This is a genomic window from Rhizobium cerradonense (assembly GCF_030182455.1).
Classification (GTDB): Bacteria; Pseudomonadota; Alphaproteobacteria; order Rhizobiales; family Rhizobiaceae; genus Rhizobium.
The window spans coordinates 1-24575 of the sequence record NZ_JAQJCK010000009.1; the positions used below are offsets into that span (position 1 = coordinate 1).

Below are 24575 nucleotides of genomic sequence, written 5' to 3' on the forward strand. Positions count from 1 at the left end.
CTACGGCCGCCGATCAACCATCATCACCAGCCAACTTCCCGTATCGGCATGGCATGGCGTCATAGGAGACCCGACTTACGCCGATGCCATACTGGATCGCCTCGTTCACAACGCTCATCGCATCGAATTGAGCGGCGATAGCCTACGCCGAAACCTGCCCCGAAAAGCTTGACACCCTGCCTAAATGAACTGACAACAATCATCGCCTGCAGACCCCACTAAAAAGGGGCGAGATCATCCCGGAATCAAGGGGCGCAATCATCTCGGAACAAAGGGGCGGCTTCATCGGAATCGGCAGATGATATTACAATCTCAGGAGAAAACGTGCCAGGTATACTTATCTGGGACGTTAAGCAGGTCATCCATAAGAACGGCTTTACGCTGAAAGGCGAAAAGGAACTTAGTCTCATTGCCGCTCCAGCCGATATCACTGGTGTCATTGTCCGAAATGGGCAATTAAAGTTACCCAACCGGCAGCTCAAAAAGCTGGTAGAACTCGTCGAACAAAGAAAATCAGAAAAAAACAAAAAAGAGCGTGCCAAGCTGGACAATAGGATTCAGGGCCGCTTAGCTCAGCGAAAGCAGGTCGAGAAGCAGGGCTAGGAACCGTAGAGACATGTCCTATCAGCGGCACGAAAGCCTTATACTTGTCAGGTTTGCTAGCAACAGTTCTGACCTATTGATGCAAACAAGCTATTTGGGCGGGCGGGGTGAGCTTCTGATTGGGAGGGCAGGCGGAATAGATTCTTCTCATCCCTCATCGACGGAGCCTTGGAAACAACCTACTACAGCCAGACGCCAAACGTGCTCATTGGCGTTAAACTCTGGGGACGTGTCGCAACCTTGCGATTGATGGTTCCATTCACAATACTTGCGATCGCGGCAGCTTTGCGATGAGCCAAGCTGGGGTCCGGACCTTTGAGGGGGTAATCTATCCCAGTTCCCTCGCGATCGAGATCGTTGTCGACGCCTTTCACCTGGAATCCTGCCCGCAGAAGTGCGCTCTTCACTTTTTCGACGTCGGAAGGATCAGCCTTTCCCGTATGAATGTAGACAGAATAAGACGCATTCTCTGCGAGCGAGCCGATGTATGTTGAGGCAATGTTGGGAAGCTCAACGCATGTATCGAAGTCGCGCGGCGATCCATCATTCAGCGTCTCCGGGGCATTCAACCGTGAACTTAAAGTTGCCTTGATCTCCGCCGCTCTTGTGTCTTGGTAGCCGGTCGGCTGAGCAAGCGCTGCGTTTAACCATGCCGCCACATCTGATGGCATCTGGTTTGTCATGGGCGCGACTATCGCTAACAAATTGCCGCGAGCTCTAATATCAAGATCGGGGTTGAAAAGCGTATCAACGACACCGCAAACATTGTTTTGAGTAGTAAGATTCGCCAGCAGCCATCCACCTTGAATCCGTATTGAATAGTCCGGGGTGGACGAAGCGTTGGCAAGCAAATTCATGAGCTTGCCATCAACTCGGGGGTTGCGAGATATTTGCTCGTCGTTGGAAACTACGATGCGGACATATTGCAGGAGAGAGGCCAGCTCCACCCGGTCCTGATCTTTCAGACTTTCGAGAGCACTCTGCAAACGTTGTAGCGCGAAGTCGGTCAATTGTTGATCTGCATGCAATACACTCGCAGGCATTGTTGCAATAAGAGTCGTGGCCACAAGTGCAAACGCTGAAACCAAGTTAAACGGTAGTCTCCAGGAAGATAGCATGTCCACCCCTTCTACTGCAGTTGGATGGTAACAGGTTTTACGGCATTGGACATCGGATCAAAATGCGCTGTTTGAACGGAGACACTTCCCGGCTGCGCCCCGCCGGACAGATCCAAGGCGAAGGTAACAAGCTCAAGTTTATCGGATCGATTAGTACTGGCGTTGTCTGTGGGAGATAGGCGGCACCGAGTTACCACTCCAGAGCCCGTTACGCAGCCATCTCCCAGACTCTTGTTGACGTCAAATAGGGGCACCTCCACAGAGACTGACGACGCTAACAGAGTCCCGGGAGGTGCGTCCCGAACGCGGTCGAACTTGAGTGAGATATACCGACCGCTTCGCATGTCGTCCTTCAAAGCCAATATCTGAATCGTCTTGTTTTCCTTCCGGACGAATAACTCCCGACCGTCCGCGTTCTGGGCGCTGACAGAGTAGTCGCCGAGCGACAGATTCGCTTCTATAAAGGAGTTGATATCCGTCTCAGTACAAGATCCGGAGGCGGCGGCTAAACAAGGCCGGATCATGACTCTGCTATAGGTGCCGTAGTCAGTGAAAACGCCGGGGATTTTGTCGGCGTATTGAATTACGCCAAATCCGAAAATTGCGGTCAATACCGCCGCGCCGCCTGCGATCACGGCATTGGCCTTGAAAGGTGACCAATCGCCTGCCGGAGCAGCATTGCCGCCGACCGCTTGTTCGAGGGTGGCCGCGTCACTGCCGTTCTTAGGAAGCGAGGGTAGGGTACCGCTACCGGTCGCGATGGCGCCTGCCGCCTGCGAACCTGTGCCGAATAGCATAATAGCAACGCCAAGCATCGCCAAAATGAAGGTGATCGATGGGTGCTCCGCTGCGTCAGTTCCCTGTTTCGCGTACAACAACAAGGCAAGTCCAGCAAAAAAATAGAACACGCCAGACTCTAATACGCGTCGAACGTTTGCCCAAGCCGACGCGAAATTTTGAGAGAGGGCGGTCAACCCCAAACAAGCAGATATTAGAAAAAATGTGAGCAGAAATCTGAGGTTGGGTGTGTTGTGCCACATAGATAGGAGGATGCTTTGTGCGCCCACCGGCTGGTGGGAATCCTCAAAGCCCGTAGCGAATGAAAACAACGACAGCACGCCTGCTAGGACGAGGATAGTCGGCCAAGATACCGGCTTTCGCGCGACTGCTTCACCCGAGCCACCTGCGGCTTGAGTGCCGCCAACCGCCGAGTCACCTGCGGCTTGAGTGCCGCCAACCGCCGGGTCATCGGCTGCGAATTCTCCCTTGCTCGACACGATACTTTCACGCGCGTCCCCAACGCCTGGCAAAGGGGTCCCATCTTCACGGGCGTTAGCGTTGTCGGTATCCCTCATGCCCAGCGCTCCTCATGCTTTGTTCCAAAGGGCGATTTCGGCAGCTCTACGGTTGGCAAGTCCAGGGCTGTCGACGAGCACGCCATTGATCGTGGTTTTGTGCCACCTGGCGATGAGATCTGGCACTGCGGCAAGATCTCCTGTGTTGATGGCTTTCAGTGCCGAACTATCTTTGAACGCTCCAAGGCCGATGTTGAACGTGAGGGAGACCAACGCAGAGAATTGCCGATTTTTAATAGGTGTCTTTATGAGAGGAGCAATCAGATCGGAAACTAGTTTAACGTCCTTCGTTAGCGCGGCTTCCGCTTGATCTTCCGTCCAAGTAAGGCCGGGCCAAACGTCTGATCCGGTGTGACCGTAGCCGATGGTCAACGTTCCGTTTATGTGCTCCCCAGAAGCCACCCGATGAGGCGGTTTAGTTGCATCGTCATAAGCGTATAGAATACAGCCCTCCCATTTGCGAAGGAGATCATATCCTTCGTCGACCATAGCCAGTCCGCCATCCGGAGCTTCTAACACAAGTCCTTGTTTCGGCATTCCACCAGCTTTCGCCTGCGTCATATCGGGAGAGGTCGGGGTACTTGTCGGAGCGGTTAATGACGGAATACGGTTCTGCAAAACGGCAAAAAGGACTTCGCCCGAAATTGTCGCGTCTTGGAGGTACCCTTCGGAATTGAGTCGAAGAGGCCGTTTGGTCACCGAGTTTCCAACGTTGCCGCCAATCACCCAAATCCTATCGTTTCCGACGCCTATAACGATATCGGTGTGACCTTTGTAATCGCCATTATTTTGATGGTCGAAATCGATTCCGTCTTGACGGCTCCAACAGACGATGTCGCCCACGGCAGGGTGATGCTCGTCTAGACGAAAGCCCCAGAAACCAGAGGAGGTGCCATTGAGCCGATCTCGTATTGCTTGCGCGATGAAAATGGAGTGCTGGGTAGAATAGCGAAAATTCTTTCCGGCACCAGCGGTTCGGAATACCCATGAGACGAACGCTGCTGACCAGAACCAATCGTGATCTCTTCCGTCAACGCCGGTAGTGTTCGTTCCCACTTGCCAGTATTCGCCGATGCGTTCCGCGTAATTGTCTTCGCCCTCCTGGTGGCCCTTTCGGATTAGCTCGCCGTCAAATCCATACTCTTGCTGGCCAAACCTGTTCCACTCTTCGATACACAGCCGCTGGACTTCATCAATTATATTTCCTGATGAGGGTGCAGGCGCGGATTTTTGCTCTTCCGCGACGCTTCCAGAGGAAGACGTCACTTTCCCTCTAAGATCCGTGGAGAGGCGCCGTAGCCTATCAAGAAGGCCTTGGTTTGTCGAAGCGTTCGCGGCTTTCTGCAGTTGCACCGTTGCGGCATCAACCGCCGCTGCGGCAGTGGACAATGAGGACAAAGAGTCATCGATAAGGAGACGCTGCAACTGGATGCGCGCCCCTTCAAGCGCGATGCGGTCTCCTCCTGTTGCTGTTTCCAGTTGGTTCTCGATGTCAGCGAGAGCCAATACGATTTCACTGTAGCCTGCCATCTAACTCCCCCCTTGTTAGCTAGTTTTGGGCTCTCCCTAAAGCTGAACGTAGTGCCTTGGCGTCCGCCGCTAGCTCACCTGTGTTTTCTGAGATAGAGCGAAGTGCAGCGGTATTCGAAGGTCTCTCGTACGCCACCAACAGCATTCGAAATGACGCCAGTAGTTTGTCCATCAAGACCACGTAGTTCGCGGCGACTACCTTATAGCTCTCGTAGTTGGTCCCCTTAACTCCTGCTGATAGCGTGTTCTCGGTAACCATGGTCTTATAGATGGCCGGGGCTGCATCTCGCAAAGCAATGATAAGTTGCTCGACTTGCGGAGCTGCATTGATCACCAAACTACGAGCCTCAATTTGGCTCTGGGCTCTAAGTAGCTGATCGATCAGCGGCTTTAGTCCGATAGCCGCTGCCCTGAGCTCCGGCATCCCTGCCGCCACACTGATGTTCGCGGCAATATCTTGAATTTGCACTTGAGTGCTCGCCGCGCGACTGCCGTCCTGCAAGGACTGCATCAGGTTCGCATAATTACCGATTACCGAAACACCGGCCCGAAGAGAACGAGTTGAGCTTCCATCCTCGTTTGTGGCAAAGGTGTACGCGTCAAGCACAGAAAATTCGTAGGGTTTGCTTGCCTTTACGCGAATGCTCGCTTGGTGTTTTTCCGCAGCGGATAACTGGTCGAACAGAGCGTCTGTTCCCGCTTTGGTGGATTGGGCTGCGGCTACGAAACCAGATCCTTCTTCGCGAGGCACAACCGCGCATCCGCCGAAGAATATCGACAACGCAACAAAGATAGAAATAACCAAAGTACGGACCATCCCGCCCTCCGCCAGGCCTCCTCCCTATAAAGTTGCATTTGTGACAAAACTTTGCAATTTACTAAAAGGAAGTAGGATTTGCTCAGGCGCGCTTTGAACTTGTAGAAGGTCGCGCCGATGACGTCCCTTTTGTATCCGACATAGTCAGGGCTGGAGGTGAGAATGCGGCGTGAAGTGGCACCGGCCCGGCAAAACCAGCCGCGCTCCTCCAGACATTTCAGTTGTCGTGGGGTATACCCCTGCGGACGGTCGTCGCGTCGGTGCGGATAGCGTCCGTTAGGGTTGTTTCTTGCATGCGGACACTCGAACTTCTGAACACAACCGAATCGGACGGTTCGTAAGGCCTCATGCCCGTCATTTTCTACCCCCGCGTCTCTACCACAGAACAAAACCGCGCGCTTTGTGTTAATCGGGTCGGTCACTAATCCCGCTTCATGCCGATGAAGATCGCGAAAAGAATCGAAATAGTTCGTTGGTAGCTATCTGTTCAACACAATCTCTTGGTAAGCCAGCATCCGCATGAGCGCTTCCTCGCTACCGTAGAGCGAATAGTCGGTGATGTTCATGGAATGCAGATCCTTCATCGCAGTCTGTCGATCCCGGGCATCAAGGATGAACTTTTTCATGCGGTGATCCGCAGGATTGACGTCAATCGCTTTCGGGTGAGGCGTGAAGAAGAAGGTGCCCTCGGCTTGAGAGATGCATACCGTATATGTGCTTTGCTGGCGGTAATGTCGCGGATGAGTCTCGACATACGATCCTATCGTCGTGATGAAGGGATCACCGAAGTCTTGCACCCTGGAGTGCCCATCCCATTCCTTGAACGCCCAGATTGCGGGGCTGATGTCTCGATCCGCCGTGGAGTACGCGAAGAACGCGGCCACGTAAAAAGAATGGCTCCAGTCCAAAAGAGGGGTGGGGAAACCGTGATGTCTGGCATAGCAGAGCAGTTCGATATGTGGTGGCGTGCCGTCTTCGTCGAGATTTACGTGATCAGGGATAAAATCCGCGTCGAACGACGAGGAGGTTAGCGAGTTGATCGCTGGAATTACACGAGCGAGATAGCGGTAGTATTCCATCATTTTGAAACGGTCGAGATCATGTCCAAGCTCACGCTGGATGAACCGTTCAAGCGAGGTCTGGAGTGCCCACTTGGCATTCGACTGCCCCCTGTAAATCCAGGGCCAGTAAACACCGGAGCGAGAATTCTCATCCTGAAGGCGCTTAGCCTCGGCTTCGTCAGCCTTCAGCATCTGGAGGCATTCCTCCCACCTTAATGGTCCAACTTCCTCAATTCCCATAATTGAACTCCCTGCCTATCCAAAATCTCTAGCGGGCCATTTCGCGCACAAGCAACCGCGATCGTTGAATCCATTGCGAACACTCGCAATGGATTCACCATGGAGCACCTTAGACGTGAGCGTCCGGTGAGCGGATTTTGCTGAACGAGCCAGTTAGGCGATGTTCTGGCATTAGAACCAGCATTAGTGCTGACATTAATACCAGAACTGAGAGGTTGGCATGGCTCGCATGGAGATTATTTCCGGCGTTGAGCGTAGGCGGCGATGGTCGAAAGAGGCTAAGCTGGAGATATTGGCAGAAGCAGATCAGCCTGGCGTCCGCATTGGGGATGTAGCCCGCCGGCATGACATCCATCCGGGTCAGATCCGTTTATGGCGAAAGACATTCAGCCACTTTAGTGCGTCGCCATCGAGGCGGCATGATCGGGCCTTCGGGAAATGTACGGGTCTATTTGGCCTGCGGGGTGACGGATATGCGGCGCGGCATTGATGGTCTGTCAGCGTTGGTCGAGGCTGTCATAAAGGAAGCGCCGGGCTCTGGCGCAATCTTCGGATTCCGCGGCAAACGCGCGGATCGGATTAAGCTCCTATGGTGGGATGGCCAGGGGTTTTGCCTTTTCTACAAAATTCTCGAGCGCGGATATTTTCCCTGGCCGACGGCGAAAGAAGGCGTTGCGCATCTGACGCAGGCTCAGCTTTCCATGCTTGTCGAAGGGATCGATTGGCGTCGACCGGCGTGGACTTCCGCTCCAGCTCGGACCGGCTAAGGGCCTTATTTTGCTCGAGAATCTGTGAAAAATGCTAGCGCTTCAGGCGCAAATCGGCTAGTTTGCCGGCATGGAAACAACGCCGTTGGACAGTCAGGATGAGCTATCTGCATTGCGCGCGCTCGTCGCTGAACAGGCCGCGAAACTTGAGAGCCAAGAAGCCGAAGTCACCAAGCGCGACTCCATTATCGGTCTTCTGCGCGCGCAGTTGGAACTGCTCCGACATCGGCAGCACGGTCCTTCGTCGGAAAAGATAGAACGGAAGATCGAGCAATTTGAGCTGATGCTGGAGGAGATCGAGGCCTCCCGTGCTGAGGCGGAGGTACGCTCTGGGAAGACCCCTTTGCCGGAGTTGGACGATGTACCGGGTAAACCGAAGCGCAAACCGCTGCCGGATAACCTTCCAACCGAAGAGCAGGTCTATGCGGCGCCCTGCAGTTGTCCGACCTGCGGTGGCACGTCTTTCCTGAAGGCCGCTGACAAGGTGGTCCAGGTGATGGAGCACGTACCGGCGTCCGTGAAGATTGTCCGCCACGTCGAAAAGCGCATGATCTGCAAGGACTGCGATACAACGGTGTCTGGCGAAATGCCGACCTTGCCGATCGAGCGCGGTAAGCCCGGACCGGGGTTGCTTGCCCACATCATGGTCGCCAAATTCGACGATCACATTCCGCTCTATCGTCTATCCGAGATGTACGACCGACTGGGGATAGACATCTCCCGGTCCGTCATGGCGGACTGGGTGGGCCGCGTATCCGTTTTACTTGCGCCTCTCATCTTGCTGATCAGAGCCCATATCGCCGCGGTCGACCGAATACATACGGACGATACCCCCGTCGATGTCCTCGACCCTGGACGCGGGAAGACAAAAACAGGCAGGGTCTGGGTTTATGTCTTCGATGGCAGTGGCTATCAAGATCCAACCCCCAGGGCCATTGCCTACTATTACAGCCCCGATCGTAAGGGCGCACATCCAGCCGACCACCTCGCCAGCTTCAGCGGCGTGATGCATGCGGATGGCTATGGTGGCTATAAGAAGCTTTACGGCAACCAGATCATCGAGGCCGCCTGCATGGCGCATGTACGCCGCAAGTTCCACGATGTGATCAAGCTGAAGCCATCTCCGATCGCTGACGAAGCGCTGTCGCGCATCGGTGCGCTCTACGATATCGAGGATCGTATCCGCGGCATGTCGGCTGAGGAGCGGCGTACACTGCGCCAGCAAGATGCCAGGCCCCTTCTGGCGGACCTCAAGAGCTGGATAGAAGAGACGCTTTCGACGCTGCCACAGAAGCAGAAGCTGGCGGAAGCGATGCGATATGCCCTCTCGCGATGGGCAGCGTTGAGCGTTTACATCGACGATGGCCGCGTCGAGATCGATAACAACATAGCTGAACGAGCCATGCGTCCGCTTGGAATCGGAAGAAAAAATTGGCTCTTCGCCGGCTCCGACAAGGGCGGCGAGCGCATCGCCAACATCCTGACCATCATCGAGACTGCTAAACTCCATGGCCACAATCCGGAGGTCTATCTCACAGACGTCCTGACCCGGATCAAAGATTACCCGATAGACAGGCTTGAAGACCTGTTGCCATGGAATATGCTCCCAGCAGATTCCGCGCTGCAAAAGGCTGTCTGATGGCTCGTTCGATGCACATCTATACGATCGAAAACGTCGCTGCCATGATCGGCGAAAACCTCGAACTGCTCCAAGAGATCGCTGCCAACTCGGACAATATCGACTACGGCGAAATGGTGCGCGTCCACAACGGGACCGAAGATGGCACAACCGGCTTCACGGACCGCGGCGTCGAATGCCTCGAGGAGTTCCTCGCGGATGTCAGGACATGGGACGGTGGTATCCGGCAGTTCCTCGTCGGTGAACAATGCGATCCCGAGATGATCGAGCGCGTCATGGCAGATGAGCTAAGCCGCAAGTCCTAGACCGCGCCTCGCAGACGAAGAAATGCATTCGCCGGACGCTCACTTGCTGCAATATCTTGTAAAGGCCAACTGATCACATCGGCTTTGTTGCTAAACAGTACTCCGGTTTAGCTACCGCATTATTGACTTGAACCACACGGCGTAGGGTTGCGCGAGCCACCACTTCCATGGGACGCACCCGTGATGCTTGCGAACCAATGCAATCGCTTCTTGGTAATGAAGCCTGCGTTGAGTCTTTGTTTTTGTACTGTCATGGATGCGGTTTACCGCAACATATTCATCTACGAACTGTAGTGGACCCCACTGTTTGTAAAGGCGCCACCACAGGTCATAGTCCATTGTCATATGTAGGTTGGGGTTGACCCCACCCACCTCCTCCCACGCAGTTCGGCGAATTAATGTGGCGGGCTGCGAAATGAAGCAGCGCAAAGCTAGTCGCCGCTCTGAAAAAGGTTCCACCCAAACCGAATTGCGAGTGCCTTTGTTCTGGACGAAATTCCAGCAGCGGCCATATACGGCCGGCGCGTCACTGGCTTTATTAGCTGCGCGCATTAACTTTTCGAGCCCGCCTGGCAGCAGCCAGTCGTCGCTATTTAGCCAGCACACGAACTGCGCTGTCCCACTAAGAATTCCTTCGTTGATCGCTGAGGCCTGACCGTCATCTGGATGAATTCTAAACCCGGCAAGATGCGGCTTCCACTTTTCGATGATCTCTGCCGATCCGTCCGTCGAACCACCATCCATGACAAAGACTTCGACCGGAACGCGCTGTTCGAAGATCGATGAAAGCGCCTTATCCAGGAACTGGCCTTGATTGTAAGACGGTACCGCAATCGTGACGAGGGGCTCTGTCACCGCTAATGTTGCGCCATTTTAGCAAGAAAGTCTGCGTAGGTTATTTCTATTCCGTCACGCAACGTGGTGCTTGCCTGCCATCCGAGTGCTCGCAAGCGTTCTACGTCCAAAAGTTTCCGAGGCGTCCCATCGGGCTTAGAGGTGTCAAAAACAATCTCACCTTCGAAGCCAACAACTTCCATGACGGTTTCGGCAAGTTCACGGATTGTTACGTCACTTCCCGTGCCAACGTTGAATAGCCCCGATTGGATGTTCTCGCGCTCCATAAGGAACACGCAAGCGTCAGCCATATCGTCTACGTACAAGAACTCGCGCATTGGACGACCTGAGCCCCACACCGCGTACGTTGCGTCGCCACGTGACTTAGCTTCGTGCGCCTTTCGAATCAACGCAGGCAGCACGTGACTATTACTAAGATCGTAATTGTCGTTGGGGCCGTACAGATTTGTTGGCATGACGTTAAGATATTGAGTTCCGTATTGACGGTTATAGCTTTCGCAAAGTTTGACCCCGGCTATCTTCGCAATGGCGTAGGGCTCGTTCGTTTGTTCAAGCGGTCCTGTTAGCAGATATTCTTCTCTTATCGGCTGGGGACAGTCTCGAGGATAGATGCAGCTAGATCCCAAAAAAAGCATACGATTCACCCCCGCCCGCCATGCGGCATGGGTGATGTTCGCTTCTATCATTAGGTTTTGGTAGAGAAATTCTGCACGATAGATGTTGTTTGCATGAATACCGCCGACCTTCGCCGCCGCCATAAAAATGTAGTCTGGACGCGCGTCAGCCAAAAACTCAAAAACATCGGACTGCTGAGTCAAATCAAGTTCAGCATGGGTGCGTGTTATGATGTTCGAATAGCCGGCGTGTTGGAGTCGGCGGACAATAGCCGACCCCACCATCCCGCGGTGGCCAGCGACATAAATCTTAGCGTCCAGATTCATAGTCTTACTCGTGATATTGATAGGTACTGAATCCGTGCCGCTTCACAACTTCGTCACGTTCCGCGGCCTTAAGATCCTCACGCATCATCTCCGAGACGAGCTCTTCAAAGGTGATTTTCGGCGTCCAACCCAGCTTCTGCTTTGCCTTGGTTGGATCACCCAGCAGCGTTTCAACCTCCGCCGGACGGAAGTACCGCGGATCGATCGCGACAATGCACTTTCCATTCTCGTCGTAGGCTTTCTCTTCCAGCCCCTCGCCAGACCAGCGTATCCCAAGCCCAATTTCCTTCGCCGCAGCCTCTACGAATTCTCGTACGCTATACTGAACGCCAGTAGCAATGACAAAGTCTTCTGGCTGATCTTGTTGCAACATCAGCCACTGCATCTCAACGTAATCTTTTGCATGACCCCAGTCACGCTTTGCATCGAGATTTCCCAGGTGAAGGCAATCTTGTAAACCAAGCTTGATGCGAGCCAACGCCCGCGTAATTTTACGTGTTACAAAGGTCTCGCCCCTGACAGGACTCTCGTGATTGAAGAGAATTCCGTTGCAAGCGTAAATACCGTAGGATTCACGGTAATTTATCGTGATCCAGTAGGCGTATAACTTTGCTACTGCATACGGGCTTCGAGGATAAAACGGCGTCGTTTCCCTTTGTGGGATTTCCTGCACGAGGCCGTACAATTCCGAGGTGCTTGCTTGATAAAACTTGGTCTTCTTTTCAAGCCCTATGATGCGGATGGCTTCAAGAATGCGCAATGCTCCGAGGGCGTCCGAATTTGCCGTATACTCTGGTTCCTCGAAGGACACGGCAACGTGGGATTGAGCAGCCAGATTGTAAATTTCATCCGGCTGAACCTGCTGAATGATTCGGATAAGGCTTGAAGAATCGGTAAGGTCACCGTGGTGTAGAATAAATCTGCGATCACTTTCGTGCGGATCCACGTACAGATGGTCAATTCTGTCAGTATTGAACAAGGAGGTCCGGCGCTTTATGCCGTGCACCTCGTAACCCTTGCTCAACAATAGTTCAGCGAGGTAAGAACCATCTTGGCCAGTGACACCTGTAATGAGTGCTTTTTTCACGACGTCTTTCTCTTATTCTACACAAGTTGTTTCAAGCGCTGTATTTGGTTCTGGACCATACGCCCAACCATTTCTTCAAAGCTGACCGTTGGCGCCCAGTCAAGCAAATTCCGCGCTTTCGACGGATCGGCCAAAGTCTGCCCTGGCTCTAGCGGCCTAACGAGGACTGGGTCGCTGAATACACATTTTTCCCAGTCCAGGCCAACACTTTGATATGCGGCTTCACATAAATTTCGCAGCGTATGCGATTGTCCAGTGCCAATCACGAAATCAGTTGGTGTCTTTTGCTGTAAAATGAGCCACATGGCTCTCACAAAATCTGGCGCATAACCCCAATCACGAGAAACCTCCAAATTACCCAAGGCAAGCCTTCCGCTCTCGACAATCGGTCGGCCCCGTTCATTACGGTCCGGTGAATTGACAATACCCAGAGCCTTGCATGCGGCGCCGTAGGCGACCTTCTGCGTTAGAAAGTGCAGCGGTCGCCGCTCGCTCTCGTGATTGAAGAGGATGCCACTGGAAATATACAGGTCATAGCTGTCGCGATATATTCCTGCCATTTGATGCGCATAGACCTTCGCCGCCGCATAGGGATTGACGGGATGGAAGGGTGTTTGTTCATCCTGACGCGCTGATGTTGTTTGACCAAACATCTCTGACGATGAAGCATGATAGACATAGGCATGTGGGCAGTTATGCCGTACCGCCTCAAAAAGGCGCACCGCAGCCAAGCCGTTCACGAGCAGGGTCTCCGAGGCACGGGACCAAGATTCTCCCGGTCTGGACTGAGAGGCAAGATTGTAAATCTCGTCTGGTTTCGACTCCTGCAAAGCAGTCGCGATGTCCACGCCTTCTGTTACGTCGCCAAACAGCACTTCGATCTTCCCGACAAGGTGGCTCGAGCAGTTCGGCCGATACCAACTTTCCTGTCGCGCTAGTCCGTAGACAATATATCCTTTTGCAAGTAACAGCTCCGCAAGGTAGGAACCATCTTGGCCGGTAATGCCCGTAATCAGAGCTCGTTTCATCGGTGGGGACAGCCAGCAAACAGTTTTCTTTCCATTCCACAAATCTCCTTCAACTGAAGCCTTTGCGAAGGGTAGAAGAGTTTCGCCAGGCCCTTCGAATCATCGCACCTGTCGTCGGTGACCGTCGGTCGATTACGTTGAAGACAGTGCGAGCTACATACCGCAGTGTTTCCCTATCGCGCCTGAGTCGAAAGACTTGGGCGGAAAAATGCGCGAACGCCGGCACTCTGTAAAACCGCGGCATGATACGACGGAAAGTGGTGCCGCCAGTCCAGGATTCGTAGAGTCGATAGTACCATAAGCCGTGGAAATAGCTGTAACTTACGTAGCCCCCGTGTTCTTGGCAGATATTAAAAACTTCTTCAAAGATCTTGCCACGCATAGCGAGGGTTTTCGCATCTTCATGCAAACGCGATTGCGCCAACTTTTCAATTGTATGATGAATTATGCCGCCCGAAGTCGCAATGCGCAACCAATACTCATAGTCCATTGCCGTTTGCAAGTCAGCATTGAACGGCCCTATTCTATCCGCTATTCGTCGGCGCCAAAAAGCCGCCGGTTGGCAGACACAGCAATCCTGCATTAGTCGCTCAAATGTGAACTCCGCGGTCGTGTATGCGCCGATTATCTTGCCGTCCTTATCGATATAATCAGCGTTCCCATAGACCATATCGCATTCAGGATGGTCATGGAAATATTCCACCGCTTTTTGGATAGATCCAGGCAAAAGAATATCGTCTGAATTAAGATAGGCGAGAATATCTCCATTAACCTGCCGCATGCCCTTGTTAATAGCATCGGCTTGTCCTTTGTCGGGCTCGGATATCCAGCGAATTTTTTCGCCGTAGCTTTTCAATATGTCGATGGTTTCGTCGGTGGATGCTCCGTCCATGACGAGCAATTCGACATTGTCGTAACTTTGTTCCAGCACACTATCGATTGATTCGCGAATAAAATGCGCATGATTGCGGGTGGGCATGACTATGCTGACCAAAGGCCGCAATTTCGTTGATGCGATTGAGGTACTTGAAACGCGGTCTAGTGCGGCACGCAATCCCCGGGCGGGTGTCGCCCAATTGTACGCAGCCACCCGCTCAGCTGCCTTCGATGCGAGACTTTCTCGAAGACCCTCTTCCTTCAAGATCCTACGCATCAATTCCGCCATCGCACCAACATCCGTCGGATCGCACGCGAGCATTGCTTCACCACCTACTTCGGGCAGCGATGTGGTATTGCTGCAGAGAACCGGCGTTCCATATTGGAACGCCTCCAGTAGAGGCATTCCAAAGCCCTCAAAAAGTGAAAAGTAAACGAGCGCAACCGCTTTGCTAAACAATGCCGCCACTTGCTCATGGGGAACGAAGCCAAGGTGAACAATGGGGAGATCTTCAAATCCCGCCATTACTTGGTCGAGACCGTCAGGGCTTCCGGTGAGGATAAGTCCAGTGTTGGCCGGCAGATCGGGAAGCGCTGCCCGGAACGCCTCAAATAGGCGGCGGTGGTTCTTGTGAGGCCACAGATTGGCAGGCATATAGAAGAACCGCTCGAAATCTTGCGCTCGAGTTGGCAAACTAGCGTCATCCGGCTCCTCACGAAGTTCCTCCGGTAATGCCGCGGGCATCAAAAAGACGTCATCGGTAAGAGTCCAACCATTCTGTGTCAATGTTTCACGAGAATGATCTGTCATCGTAGCAACGGCCCCACCGCAAGATAGCGCGTATGCGAACGCTCTTCTACGTGCGGCTAAGACATGCTTTGGAAAAAACTCCGGGAAGTACTCATGCTGTATATCCGGGATTACGAAGATCTGGCGCTTGAATGAGATGTTGGGATGGTGCTCCTGAGGATATGTACGAACGATCGCCTGTGCGTGCATATTTTCGCAATGACGAGTCATATCCTGGTAGAATTTTATCGGATGTTCATCCAACTCAACGAACTGGACGTTTTTGCCCTCGATATGGAGCGGCGGCGTTCCCGGTCGGTGAAAGAAGACTATCCGATCATCCGGATACAGGCGAACCATTTCACGCAGGACGCCCTTCACCCACGGCACGATTCCTCCCGATACGCCTGAAATTAATGGAAAGAGATCAACACCAATCACCAAGCTGTCCATGTCGTCAGGACCTTTCGGCATACCCGATGAGTCGACGCCCAGGCGACGCATACCGGACTGAACCGCGAGCCATAGATCCTGCACCTTTCTTTCAAACTCACCCTGAGACAGGGATGAATCGGATTTCGCAGCTAACATGAGCGTATCAAGCCAGTAGCAAAGCGCTCCTTGCGTTACCGCTTTTCCGCTGTAGCGCTCGGCCATCAAGCGCAGTTCCTCGGCGCGCCGAAAACCTCCGTTCGCCGTCAATGTCGCACCCCATTCGCGGGAGGCGGCAAGTTGCACATCGATCGTGGATGGGGACGCACACCTCGAGAGACGGATCCAAAGGTCCCAATCAAAGCTCCAGCGCAAATCGATATTCAGAAGCCCTACTTGACTGAGCGCCTTCGGATTAATGAACGTCGCGGGCTGCAGGATATAATCCAAGCCCTCCACAAGCGCGTCCGAATTAAAGACCACCGATCTTGGATTAAAGACTGATTTTATCTCCCCCGATTCACGGACACGAATGCCGTTGCCAAACCAAAAGCTAGCCTCAGGATTTTCGCGCCAAGCGGCTGCAACACGCTCGAATGCGCCAGGTAGATAAAAATCATCGGCGTTCAGCCACGCAACTATATCTCCTGTGCACATCGCCAACCCTTTATTAATCGCGTCGGCCGCACCCTTGTCCGGTTCACTGACAATCGCGTTAAGCTCAGAACGGTTACGCTCCAAAACCTCTAACGTTTCGTCAGTTGACACCCCATCAATGACAAAATGCTCAACATTCGGCCAATTCTGCGCTTTAACCGAGTCTAAACACTCCTGCAGAAAGCGACCTTGGTTGAAGGATGGGGTTACGATCGAGATTTTTGGCAACTGCTTGAACAATGACATGATCACTTGGAATGTTCGATGGAGGCCTGTAGGTCCCGGACCATCTGTGTTAGCGTCAGGATTTGAGTGAGCCGGTCGGCTCTATCAGCGTCGATGACCTTGATCTGCTGATCGAGAATATGAATTTTATCGAGTCTTTCTTCCCGGTCAGCCTCGATGACTTTAACATGAGTATCCAACGCTTTAACACGTTCATCCAAATCCAGCATTGCCTGCACAAATCGACCGGTCGTCGAACAAAGTGCTTCTTGACGCTCCTTTTCCGGTACTATGCTGATCGGCTTTCTGCTGACTACGAAGAACATGTCATACTGGTAAAACATGGGCAGTTCGAACCCAAGGTGATCAGCGCCAAGCTCATGGAAGAGACGTGCCACTGACTGCTGCGTGAAAAGGTAGAGATGTTCGTCTGACTTGAATTGCTCTAGGAACGCGCCATTCGAATCAACCAGCTCCTGATAAACCATTTCCTCCTTAAATTGAGGCGTTTGGATCAGGAGCAGGCCTTCCGGTTTCAGCAACTTAAGCGCGTGCTTCATAGTACCCACGGGATCTGGCAGATGCTCCAAAACATCCATTAGAGCGATCACATCTAAACTTCCGATCGGCAGATCGAGATTCTCAAGCGGACCTACCGAAATAGGTATATCGAATGTCTTTTGGCCAAATTCTACGACCCACGGGCTCATCTCAACGCCTGCAGCATCGTAACCCGCTTGTCGTAATAGTCCGACGAAGCTGCCGTGAGAACAACCGAGTTCAAGTATCTTTGAAGGCGGCACTCGATATTTAAGCAGTGTCCTAAGCCAATGCAGATTTCGGTCCGTCAAGTCTTTTCGCGCGCGTTCAAAAATATTTGGAAAACCTAGATCCTTGCTTTGGTGATCGAGCCAGTACTGCTTTCCATAGAAATCGGCTTCGTCATTCGAAACTTGCAATTCCTCATTCGTCAAACTGACAAGCGACACGAGAGTGCCGCAGCTAGCACATCTTCCGTATTCGGGACTGAAGGCAAGAAGGTCATGATTGCCACACCAGCAAATTCTCTTGTTAGTCACTTTGGTTTCCTCACGCTGAACACCGCACCTATACAATCGTTCCAGTCATTTTCCATATCCAGCAAGCCGGAAATGATTTTGCGGAACGCGCCGGGAAACTTGGCATTGCTTGAAAGGAATGGATAAGCGATATCGCCCATCTCACCGCCGTTCTTGCGCTTGACGTGCCACAGGCTGTCCATCAGCACCCATATTCCGCTGTTGTGACGCGGCAAAATGGGAATATGATTTTCAACAACGAGGCCGGCGCGGTTAAAGCTCTGTGTCCACTCCTCCACGCGAAGCGGATTGGCCAAATGATGATATCCCATAAAGTTAGCCTGAAGAACACTTGCAGCTTCTTCAAAGCCTGCCTCTGAAACCATTGCGGGTAACAAAGACCACTCGACAAAGCGATTTGTTACAACGCTGCACGACAATGTGCCACCCGGCTTTAGACAACGCTCGATTTCTGCGAGCACTGCCCCAAGGTGATCCATGTGCTCTAACGAGCAATTCGCGAACGCGTGATCAAAACTTGAACTTGGCTCCGGGACTTGGTGAGCAGCTGCAAGATGGACTGACCGATAGACGCCACTTTGGCGGCCATTTTCAACGGCCTGTGGATCCATATCCACGCCGACCACGTTATCGGCATTTGGCCAAATCAAGCGAAAATACCGTCCGTCTCCGCAACCGACATCAAGAATACGTCCATCGAGACGATGATGTTTATAAGACGCATATTCCCATGCTCGCCAATGGCTGAGTGGCGGAATGTAAGGATAAAGCGTGCAGACGGCATCGTAGCCATTCAGAACCTCTTCGGGCGCAAGAATCGTAGTCTGCAATTCAATTTGAGGCGTTAGTTTCAAAGGCATACTCGAACGTTCCTGGTAAATCCGCGACACCATGATGGGTTAAAGCGGCGCCATTATGTACAGGGCGCCAGCCAATAGCTATAACCCCAGCTTTTGGTAGGTGGCAAAGGCGCACAATCTGCGAGAACAGCCTCTCATGATTAAGGTCGCTCATTGAATTGTATGTGTGGACATCAGTCGTCGCCAAGCCTAACTCGAAAGTATATTCTCCCAGCCCAAGATTAAGCTCAATCCGTTGCGAACAGCGAATAATAGTTCCTGCCGGCAAATGTTCTGGAGTTTTAATATTATACTCCAAAGAGCCTTTGCCGTGAACGTTTACTCCCCTTTCGTTCTGAAGAACCACCCCAGCTAAGGGGATGGATATAGCTCTTCGCAGCAAAAACTCGTAGTAAAATACTGCCGTGTCTCCCTGTGCAAAACTTGCACATTTGTTTCCAAACACGTCACAAACTGCGTAATGAATACATTCTGCCCACCCATTTCCAACTTGCGTCCTAGTCGAAGCTTTCGTGAATACTGTTTCGTCCGGCCAGAAATCGGAACGCGTTCGGACTGTCGACGTTGTTAGAGCTTCGGTATTTAGCTCAGCACTTAGCTTGGCGACTGGTCGAATGTCGTTGGTTTGGTGCAACTGATAATATCTCTTTGCAGCCTCGGTAGACTCGCCCAAAAATAGAGCGTCACCATGATCGAGCAAAAGTGCGCGATCGCAGAACTGCTCTATATCTGTCATCGCGTGGGAGACCAAGATGACCGCAGCGCCAGACTTTCGCAGATACTCGAGCCGGGCGTAACACTTTTGCCGAAAGAACACGTCTCCAACTGCAAGCGCCTCATCAATGATGACGATAGAGGCATCGATGTGAGCCTGAACGGCGAAAGCCAAGCGCACAAACATGCCACTTGAGTAACTTTTCACCGGTTGATCGACGAAATCGCCTATGTCCGCAAATTCAACAATGCGGTCGTAGCGGGCTTCAATTTCACGCTGCGTCAGACCCAGAATTCGAGCATTGAGAAAGACGTTCTCGCGACCGGTGAATTCAGGATTAAAACCACTTCCTAGCTCCAGAAGGGCGGCCACGCGACCATTCACGTTTGCCTGCCCACAAGTTGGCGCTAAAGTACCAGCGAGAATTTGCAACAATGTGCTCTTGCCACTGCCGTTTCGGCCGATAATCCCCAACGTCTCGCCTGGCTTCACCTGAAATGAAACGTTTCGTAATGCCCAGAATTCACGATAATAGGACCGTGGATTTCCGATCTTGGTTAGTCCAGCCTGGCCTGCAATGCGGTACATCGCCGGAACAACTAGTTGTTTTAGCCTGTCCCGTGGATGTTCGTAGATTTCATATCGTTTGCCCAGCCCATTTACATCTATAACGACGTCGTCAAAGGACATCCGCAAAACCTCTTCTGGTTTTCTGAAACCAAGCGAAACCCAAATAACACACGGCAATACCGATGATCAGACTTACACCCCATGGAACCCACTGAAGAGGCTCGCCCCAAAGCAAAGCACCCCGAAACTGAAGAATTGGCAGCGTGACAGGGTTCCAAATCAAAATAGACTGGTAGGAGGGTGGCAGAGCATCTATTGGATAAAAGACAGGAGCCAAGAACAAAGTGATTGTAGTAATGACTGCAATTACTTGCGCTAAATCTCGCAAGAAAACGCCAAGCGAGGACAGTAGCCAGCCTAGCCCAACCACCATCAATAGAAGGGGCAACAAGATTATTGGAAGCATCAGGCCGCTTAAGTGCAATGGGGTCGCCGAGAGGACGCAAAAGACGATCAACACCGAGAGGCTCACTAAGAAGTGGCCAAGAGCTGACCCCAGAGCCATCCATGGGAGTATCTCTACGGGAAAAACGACCTTCTTAACGTAATTTGGATGGCTTGATATCAACATAGGTGAACGGTTTAGACATTCTGCGAACAACGTATGAATTATCAGGCCTGAAAACAAAACGATTGCAAAGTTAACTTTACCTTCATTCTCCACACCCCATCGCGCCTTGAAAGCAACACTGAATACAAAAGTGTAGATCACAAGCATCAGCAACGGATTGAACAGCGACCATGCAACACCCATAAAGGAGCCCTTATAGCGCCCCACAAAATCGCGCTTTATCAACTCCCACAGGAGTTCGCGATGACGGGTGAGGGCCGAGAACATACTCCAAGGTTTTATGCTGTTTTGATAAATCATTTGGACGTGCCAAAGCGTTCTTTCAGAGATGAAATCTCGGCAACACAGGCTCTACAAACATACGTTCTCTTGATCATCCGGCGGTCCATCACCTTAGCACTAGTTAACGTTTGCGGCTCCCGGCGCGCGAGCCTTTAATCAGCTATTCGGCCAGAAATCAAATTCTTTGGGAGCTGCAGCTAAAATTTGTAAGCGCTTGGCTGCCCATTTTCGATAACTCGCAATGCGCAGTTGTCTAAACTAAGCAGGCTGAAAAGTACACGCATGCGAGGTGACCGGGCCATTTTGCTTTTCGTCAAGGTAGAGCTGATCATTGGTACTGCTGACGCCAAGATCGACGGTGCGTTTGCTGCTGCACGACATGGTTTGCCTTGGTTGCGCTTGATCTCATACATCTGCATAAATTCCATTTGACTCACCGCTCCTGCATAGCCTCTGACGCCACCTATGCAAGCGGCGAGAACAGATACTCCAGTATCCGCCTCTTGCCCGTCTTGATCTCGACTGTCGCGGCCATGCCGGGTGACAGCGGTTGCAGCACACCGTCAACATTGATCACCTCGGTGTTCGGCCTGACGGTGACGGGAAAGACTAAGTTCTGAACCCGCTCGACGTTGCCGATCGGAATGAGACTCTGAAGCTGCTTGGCCGGTTCGCCCTCCATCTGCTGCGCGTCCGGCTCCGGAACAGCGTCGGTGGCGACCGCGGTGACATGACCGTGGACCACGCCGTAACGGGTGAACGGGAAGGCCTGCACTTTGATCACCGCCTCCTGTCCGGCCGAGACGAAGCCGATGTCGCTGTTCGGCAGGAAGGCTTCGATTTCGAGCGCGGTCTCGGCCGGTACGATGCGCATCTGTTCAGAACCGGGATTGACGACCTGACCGATGGTGGTGATGGCAGAGGCGGTGACGACGCCGTCAATCGGGCTTGCGATGGTCATCGACTGGCGGCGCTTCTGTGCTTTGATGAGTTGCTTGTCCAGCTCGTCCGCCTGCTTTGCGGCATCGCCCAGCTTCTCGGCATTTTCGGCGATGAAGGCGCGCAAGGCCTTTTCCCCTTCGCTCGTCGCAACTGCCAGCGCGGCTTTTGCCTCCGCGAGTTGACCGACCTCTGTCGCAAGATCGGTTTCCTCCTTCTGCTGCGTCTCCAGCGCATCGATAACGCCGGATTTCGAGCCGGCTGCCTGATCGACCAGCGTCGAGCGCATCGCTACTCGTTCAGCAAGCGTCGCGATCAATCTCTTGTGGGCATCGATCGTTGAGCTCAGTCGCTCGATGGTCGCCTGCTGCTGGATGCGCTGGGCGGCGAGATTGGCGAGATTGGCGTCGAGTTGCGCCAGATCAGCCGCGAAGATCGTCTGTTCTCGGGTCCGAATATTGTCGGGTGTATCAGCAGGAAAGTACAATGGGGTGACAGGCACCGTCCGGTCGCCGGTCCAGATGTCGCCCGCAAGCCAGCTTCTCACCAGCGCCAGGGCGATGTCGCGCCGTGCGATCTCCGCGCGCAAGGCATGCAGGTTGACGGTCAATGCTTCTTCGTCAGATTTGAGCTCGGTGTCGTCGAGCTCGACGACGACGTCGCCCGCTTTCACCTTCGAGCCGTTCACCACGAAGACGGACATACGGCCTTACAATACATCAGCAGTTGCGCCTTACCAGGTCTTCTATCGCGAAACGCTCGATCCACCGGAGATGGTCGCGGCCTTAGTCGAAAGATTGCCCAGCTTTATGGACTATCGATTTTTACCAAATTGGAATTTTCGCCCGAAATCTCCGCCGCATAGAAACCGGGGGCTGTCATGTGGCAGCTTCTCAATCCGGCGCCCAAGTTGCCCGGCTTTATACTCGGCATAGTTTAATGATGCTCCGCTTGCGCCAGACGACTTCCAGCCGTCGTTTGAGTTCGTACGACAACGCGCAGACCGCAAGCGTAGCTGCGGCGATTGGAACAAAGGATGAGGCAGACATCAGTCCCATCTGGTGCAATCCATAAGCAATAAGCAACATGACTGTCTGATGGAGCACATAGTAAGTGAGCACTGCCCTGTTCAGATAACTTACGACGGCGTTTTCCGAATGCCAGGAAATTTTCGCATATCCGAGAAGGGCAACAATAGTACACCATTGAAAGGTGCCCCCGAATGCTCGTCCTAACAGAGCGCGCCACATCTCGGGCTCTCCGGCTGGCAAGGCAGGAAAGAGCAATGCCAGAACCATCGCGCACGCCAAAGCCAGAATGAGAGCCGGTTTTCGCATGCTGACCACCGCATCCCAATATTCATCACGTGTCGCCATGACGACACCGAAAAGGAACGATGCGAAGTAAACGGCATGGCTATACCAGTCATCCAAGATATTGAGCGTCGGGGGAAAAGCCGGCCGCAGAACGAGCCTTATCAGCACGAACAACAGTGTGGGCACGATTAGTATCCATTTTCCCCGCAAAAGAGCCGCCAGCCGTCTGCTCATGCTAGGCAACAACTCTGGCCACACTGATGCTGTGAATGTCAGGATCGCGGTATAGATCCAGAGATAGGCGAGATACCATAGGTGCTGCATTCCGCCGAGAAGGAGAGTGAGTTCGCCGTCCGGCAGACGAACCGGTGTCAAGGTCACGTAGTGGCAGAAGACGTCAAGCAGGCTGATATCGACTCCCCCGGCAGTATTTAGCCACACATAGATCTGTGGAGGTATGAGAAACAGGAGACCGACAAGAAGCGGCGTCAGTAATTGCCTTGTTCGCGCGCTCCTCAACGCACCAGGAGGATGCCTCGTCAACAAAATGCCGGTCACTGCTCCCGAAATCAGGAAGAGCAAGGACATTCTCCAGGGATGCGTCCACAGATGGATTAAGTCAAAGACCGAGGAGCTATCCGGCGCCTTCAGTATAAAGTTTCTCGAATTATACATCAGGCTGACGTGATAGATGATCAGCAGCATGAACGCTGCGACCCTGACAAAATCCAGATCGTGCCGACGTGACATTCCATCCATGATTTCGTTTGTAGGGCACATCCATTAATATATGGTTCAGAAAATGAATTGAAATCTTAAGCTGCAAGCGGCGCTCCTCTCTACCGACCCCAGAAATCGCCAACGCTTGTTCAGTCCTATCCAAGACGTTTGGTAACCAGACCGTGTTCCAATTCCAATTTGCGAGAGCCCTTGCGTCCGTGCCGTTCGGCGGAAAGACCTAGTCTGGTAGGATGTCGTTTCCCCGACGACTGGTGGCATCTGCGACATGGACTGGCTTACTCATCTTTCGCGCCCTCCTTTCCCTTGCCGATTATGTACCGTTACTGGATTTAGTTAAGTCAATTATCCTCTGGCCAATCCAAATTTTCCGCGTCAACCCAATCGACGGCAGTAGGCCTCTTCTCAGGGTTGCAACGAAAATCCTCTAATACCGCTCCCGCAATATCCCAAGAAACGTAACTATTTCTAGGAACGGAAGCTCCATTATTCAAAACATCAAATCCTTCTTCGCTCATCGCAATAGATCTGGAGATTATTGAGAAGTTTCGATCGAAATCATCTGCATTGTAACGATATGGCATCGAAATACCCTCTCCTTTCATATAGTATAAGAGAGTATTGATCTCCACTTTCAGCTAGAAATTGGATTGAGCCACCCACATCTTCTTCCCATCGTGCTAGGCGCTGCTTCGGATCATGCGTGGGCTGGAGACTTTGCGGTGAATCCGTTTCCGATGGGAACAGGGGTCAAGGTCTGGCTTTCGACGGGGCATGCGGACATGCGCTGCGGGTTTCCCTCTCTGGCGCTTCGGGTGCAGGAGATTCTGAAGCATGACCCTTTGTCGGGGCATCTCTTCGTCTTCAGGGGGCGCAGATCGCATATTTTGAAGATCATCTGGCACGATGGTTTGGCCGCCTGCCTTTTTACTCGCCGGCTGGAGAAGGGCCGGTTTATCTGGCCGAATGTGGAGGGCGGCGCAGTTGCGAAACCCGCATCACCGGCGCAGCTTTCTTATTTTTCGTCCGGAATTGACTGGCGAGCCCCTCAGGAAACACGGCGTCCGACACGGGTCGGATAGCATTATTATATTGAAAATATTGAGTGAATCTGATCGA

24 protein-coding genes are annotated in these 24575 nt (G+C 52.7%); 7 read left to right on the forward strand and 17 right to left on the reverse strand.

The window, feature by feature from the left end; all coding sequences use genetic code 11:
* The coding region (locus tag PH547_RS20615; protein ID WP_285169419.1) for an ATP-binding protein at positions 1 to 172 on the forward strand (172 nt) is incomplete at its 5' end.
* 152 nt (positions 173 to 324) lie between these two features.
* Complete coding sequence (locus PH547_RS20620) at positions 325 to 603, forward strand: hypothetical protein (RefSeq protein WP_285169296.1); 279 nt, start codon at positions 325 to 327, stop codon at positions 601 to 603.
* Positions 604 to 785: 182 nt separating this feature from the next.
* Here PH547_RS20620 and PH547_RS20625 read toward each other — a convergent pair whose 3' ends face one another.
* The 5 genes from PH547_RS20625 to PH547_RS20645 form a co-directional block, all read right to left on the reverse strand.
* Positions 786 to 1721 (reverse strand): hypothetical protein, encoded by a 936-nt coding sequence (locus PH547_RS20625; RefSeq protein WP_285169297.1) that lies wholly within the window; start codon positions 1719 to 1721, stop codon positions 786 to 788.
* A gap of 11 nt (positions 1722 to 1732) precedes the next feature.
* A complete protein-coding gene (locus PH547_RS20630) occupies positions 1733 to 3076 on the reverse strand; it encodes a hypothetical protein (RefSeq protein WP_285169298.1) in 1344 nt (447 codons plus the stop codon).
* A 12-nt stretch (positions 3077 to 3088) separates the two neighbouring features.
* Entirely contained in the window at positions 3089 to 4606 is a 1518-nt protein-coding gene (locus PH547_RS20635; protein WP_285169299.1) for a DUF2272 domain-containing protein, read from the reverse strand.
* Positions 4607 to 4625: 19 nt separating this feature from the next.
* On the reverse strand, positions 4626 to 5423 hold the full coding sequence (locus PH547_RS20640) for a hypothetical protein (protein WP_285169300.1): 798 nt from the start codon (positions 5421 to 5423) through the stop codon (positions 4626 to 4628).
* Between the two features lie 479 nt (positions 5424 to 5902).
* Positions 5903 to 6676, reverse strand: a complete 774-nt coding sequence (locus tag PH547_RS20645) for an FRG domain-containing protein (protein ID WP_285169301.1) — start codon at positions 6674 to 6676, stop codon at positions 5903 to 5905.
* Between the two features lie 277 nt (positions 6677 to 6953).
* Here PH547_RS20645 and PH547_RS33840 point away from each other — a divergent pair, with 277 nt between their 5' ends.
* The 4 genes from PH547_RS33840 to PH547_RS20660 all read left to right on the forward strand — a co-directional run bounded on the left by PH547_RS33840 (position 6954) and on the right by PH547_RS20660 (position 9435).
* Positions 6954 to 7214: a transposase gene (locus PH547_RS33840; protein WP_350223749.1), complete on the forward strand. Its 261-nt coding sequence runs from the start codon at positions 6954 to 6956 to the stop codon at positions 7212 to 7214.
* Positions 7144 to 7491 carry an IS66 family insertion sequence element accessory protein TnpB gene (gene tnpB, locus PH547_RS20650; protein ID WP_104825761.1) on the forward strand — a complete coding sequence of 116 codons (348 nt, stop codon included), beginning with the start codon at positions 7144 to 7146 and terminating at the stop codon, positions 7489 to 7491. The genes PH547_RS33840 and tnpB (PH547_RS20650) overlap by 71 nt, the downstream gene beginning before the upstream one ends.
* 70 nt (positions 7492 to 7561) lie before the next feature.
* Positions 7562 to 9130 carry an IS66 family transposase gene (tnpC, locus tag PH547_RS20655; RefSeq protein ID WP_285169302.1) on the forward strand — a complete coding sequence of 523 codons (1569 nt, stop codon included), beginning with the start codon at positions 7562 to 7564 and terminating at the stop codon, positions 9128 to 9130.
* Positions 9130 to 9435 carry a hypothetical protein gene (locus PH547_RS20660; protein WP_285169303.1) on the forward strand — a complete coding sequence of 102 codons (306 nt, stop codon included), beginning with the start codon at positions 9130 to 9132 and terminating at the stop codon, positions 9433 to 9435. The genes tnpC and PH547_RS20660 overlap by 1 nt, the downstream gene beginning before the upstream one ends.
* Before the next feature lie 111 nt (positions 9436 to 9546).
* Here PH547_RS20660 and PH547_RS20665 read toward each other — a convergent pair whose 3' ends face one another.
* The 12 genes from PH547_RS20665 to PH547_RS20720 form a co-directional block, all read right to left on the reverse strand.
* The gene (locus tag PH547_RS20665) at positions 9547 to 10290 is read right to left on the reverse strand and encodes a glycosyltransferase family 2 protein (RefSeq protein ID WP_285169304.1); all 744 of its coding nucleotides are present in this window, start codon (positions 10288 to 10290) and stop codon (positions 9547 to 9549) included.
* A 2-nt stretch (positions 10291 to 10292) separates the two neighbouring features.
* Positions 10293 to 11231 carry a GDP-L-fucose synthase gene (gene fcl, locus PH547_RS20670; protein WP_285169305.1) on the reverse strand — a complete coding sequence of 313 codons (939 nt, stop codon included), beginning with the start codon at positions 11229 to 11231 and terminating at the stop codon, positions 10293 to 10295.
* 4 nt (positions 11232 to 11235) lie between these two features.
* A complete protein-coding gene (gene gmd / locus PH547_RS20675; protein ID WP_285169306.1) occupies positions 11236 to 12318 on the reverse strand; it encodes a GDP-mannose 4,6-dehydratase in 1083 nt (360 codons plus the stop codon).
* A gap of 17 nt (positions 12319 to 12335) precedes the next feature.
* On the reverse strand, positions 12336 to 13346 hold the full coding sequence (locus PH547_RS20680; protein WP_285169307.1) for a GDP-mannose 4,6-dehydratase: 1011 nt from the start codon (positions 13344 to 13346) through the stop codon (positions 12336 to 12338).
* Between the two features lie 49 nt (positions 13347 to 13395).
* Complete coding sequence (locus tag PH547_RS20685) at positions 13396 to 16347, reverse strand: glycosyltransferase (protein ID WP_285169308.1); 2952 nt, start codon at positions 16345 to 16347, stop codon at positions 13396 to 13398.
* A 2-nt stretch (positions 16348 to 16349) separates the two neighbouring features.
* A complete protein-coding gene (locus PH547_RS20690; RefSeq protein ID WP_285169309.1) occupies positions 16350 to 17405 on the reverse strand; it encodes a class I SAM-dependent methyltransferase in 1056 nt (351 codons plus the stop codon).
* Positions 17402 to 18265, reverse strand: coding sequence for a class I SAM-dependent methyltransferase (locus tag PH547_RS20695; protein WP_285169310.1), 864 nt, complete (start codon positions 18263 to 18265; stop codon positions 17402 to 17404). Before PH547_RS20695 ends, PH547_RS20690 begins: the two co-directional genes overlap by 4 nt.
* Positions 18237 to 19670: an ABC transporter ATP-binding protein gene (locus tag PH547_RS20700; protein WP_285169311.1), complete on the reverse strand. Its 1434-nt coding sequence runs from the start codon at positions 19668 to 19670 to the stop codon at positions 18237 to 18239. Before PH547_RS20700 ends, PH547_RS20695 begins: the two co-directional genes overlap by 29 nt.
* A complete protein-coding gene (locus PH547_RS20705) occupies positions 19660 to 20481 on the reverse strand; it encodes an ABC transporter permease (RefSeq protein WP_285169312.1) in 822 nt (273 codons plus the stop codon). Before PH547_RS20705 ends, PH547_RS20700 begins: the two co-directional genes overlap by 11 nt.
* A 445-nt stretch (positions 20482 to 20926) precedes the next feature.
* Positions 20927 to 22105 carry an HlyD family type I secretion periplasmic adaptor subunit gene (locus PH547_RS20710; RefSeq protein WP_285169313.1) on the reverse strand — a complete coding sequence of 393 codons (1179 nt, stop codon included), beginning with the start codon at positions 22103 to 22105 and terminating at the stop codon, positions 20927 to 20929.
* A gap of 217 nt (positions 22106 to 22322) precedes the next feature.
* Complete coding sequence (locus PH547_RS20715; RefSeq protein WP_350223745.1) at positions 22323 to 23498, reverse strand: acyltransferase family protein; 1176 nt, start codon at positions 23496 to 23498, stop codon at positions 22323 to 22325.
* A 299-nt stretch (positions 23499 to 23797) separates the two neighbouring features.
* Entirely contained in the window at positions 23798 to 24040 is a 243-nt protein-coding gene (locus PH547_RS20720; RefSeq protein WP_285169314.1) for an Imm1 family immunity protein, read from the reverse strand.
* Between the two features lie 138 nt (positions 24041 to 24178).
* Here PH547_RS20720 and tnpB (PH547_RS20725) point away from each other — a divergent pair, with 138 nt between their 5' ends.
* Complete coding sequence (tnpB, locus tag PH547_RS20725) at positions 24179 to 24538, forward strand: IS66 family insertion sequence element accessory protein TnpB (RefSeq protein ID WP_285169315.1); 360 nt, start codon at positions 24179 to 24181, stop codon at positions 24536 to 24538.
* Positions 24539 to 24575: the final 37 nt, after the last annotated feature.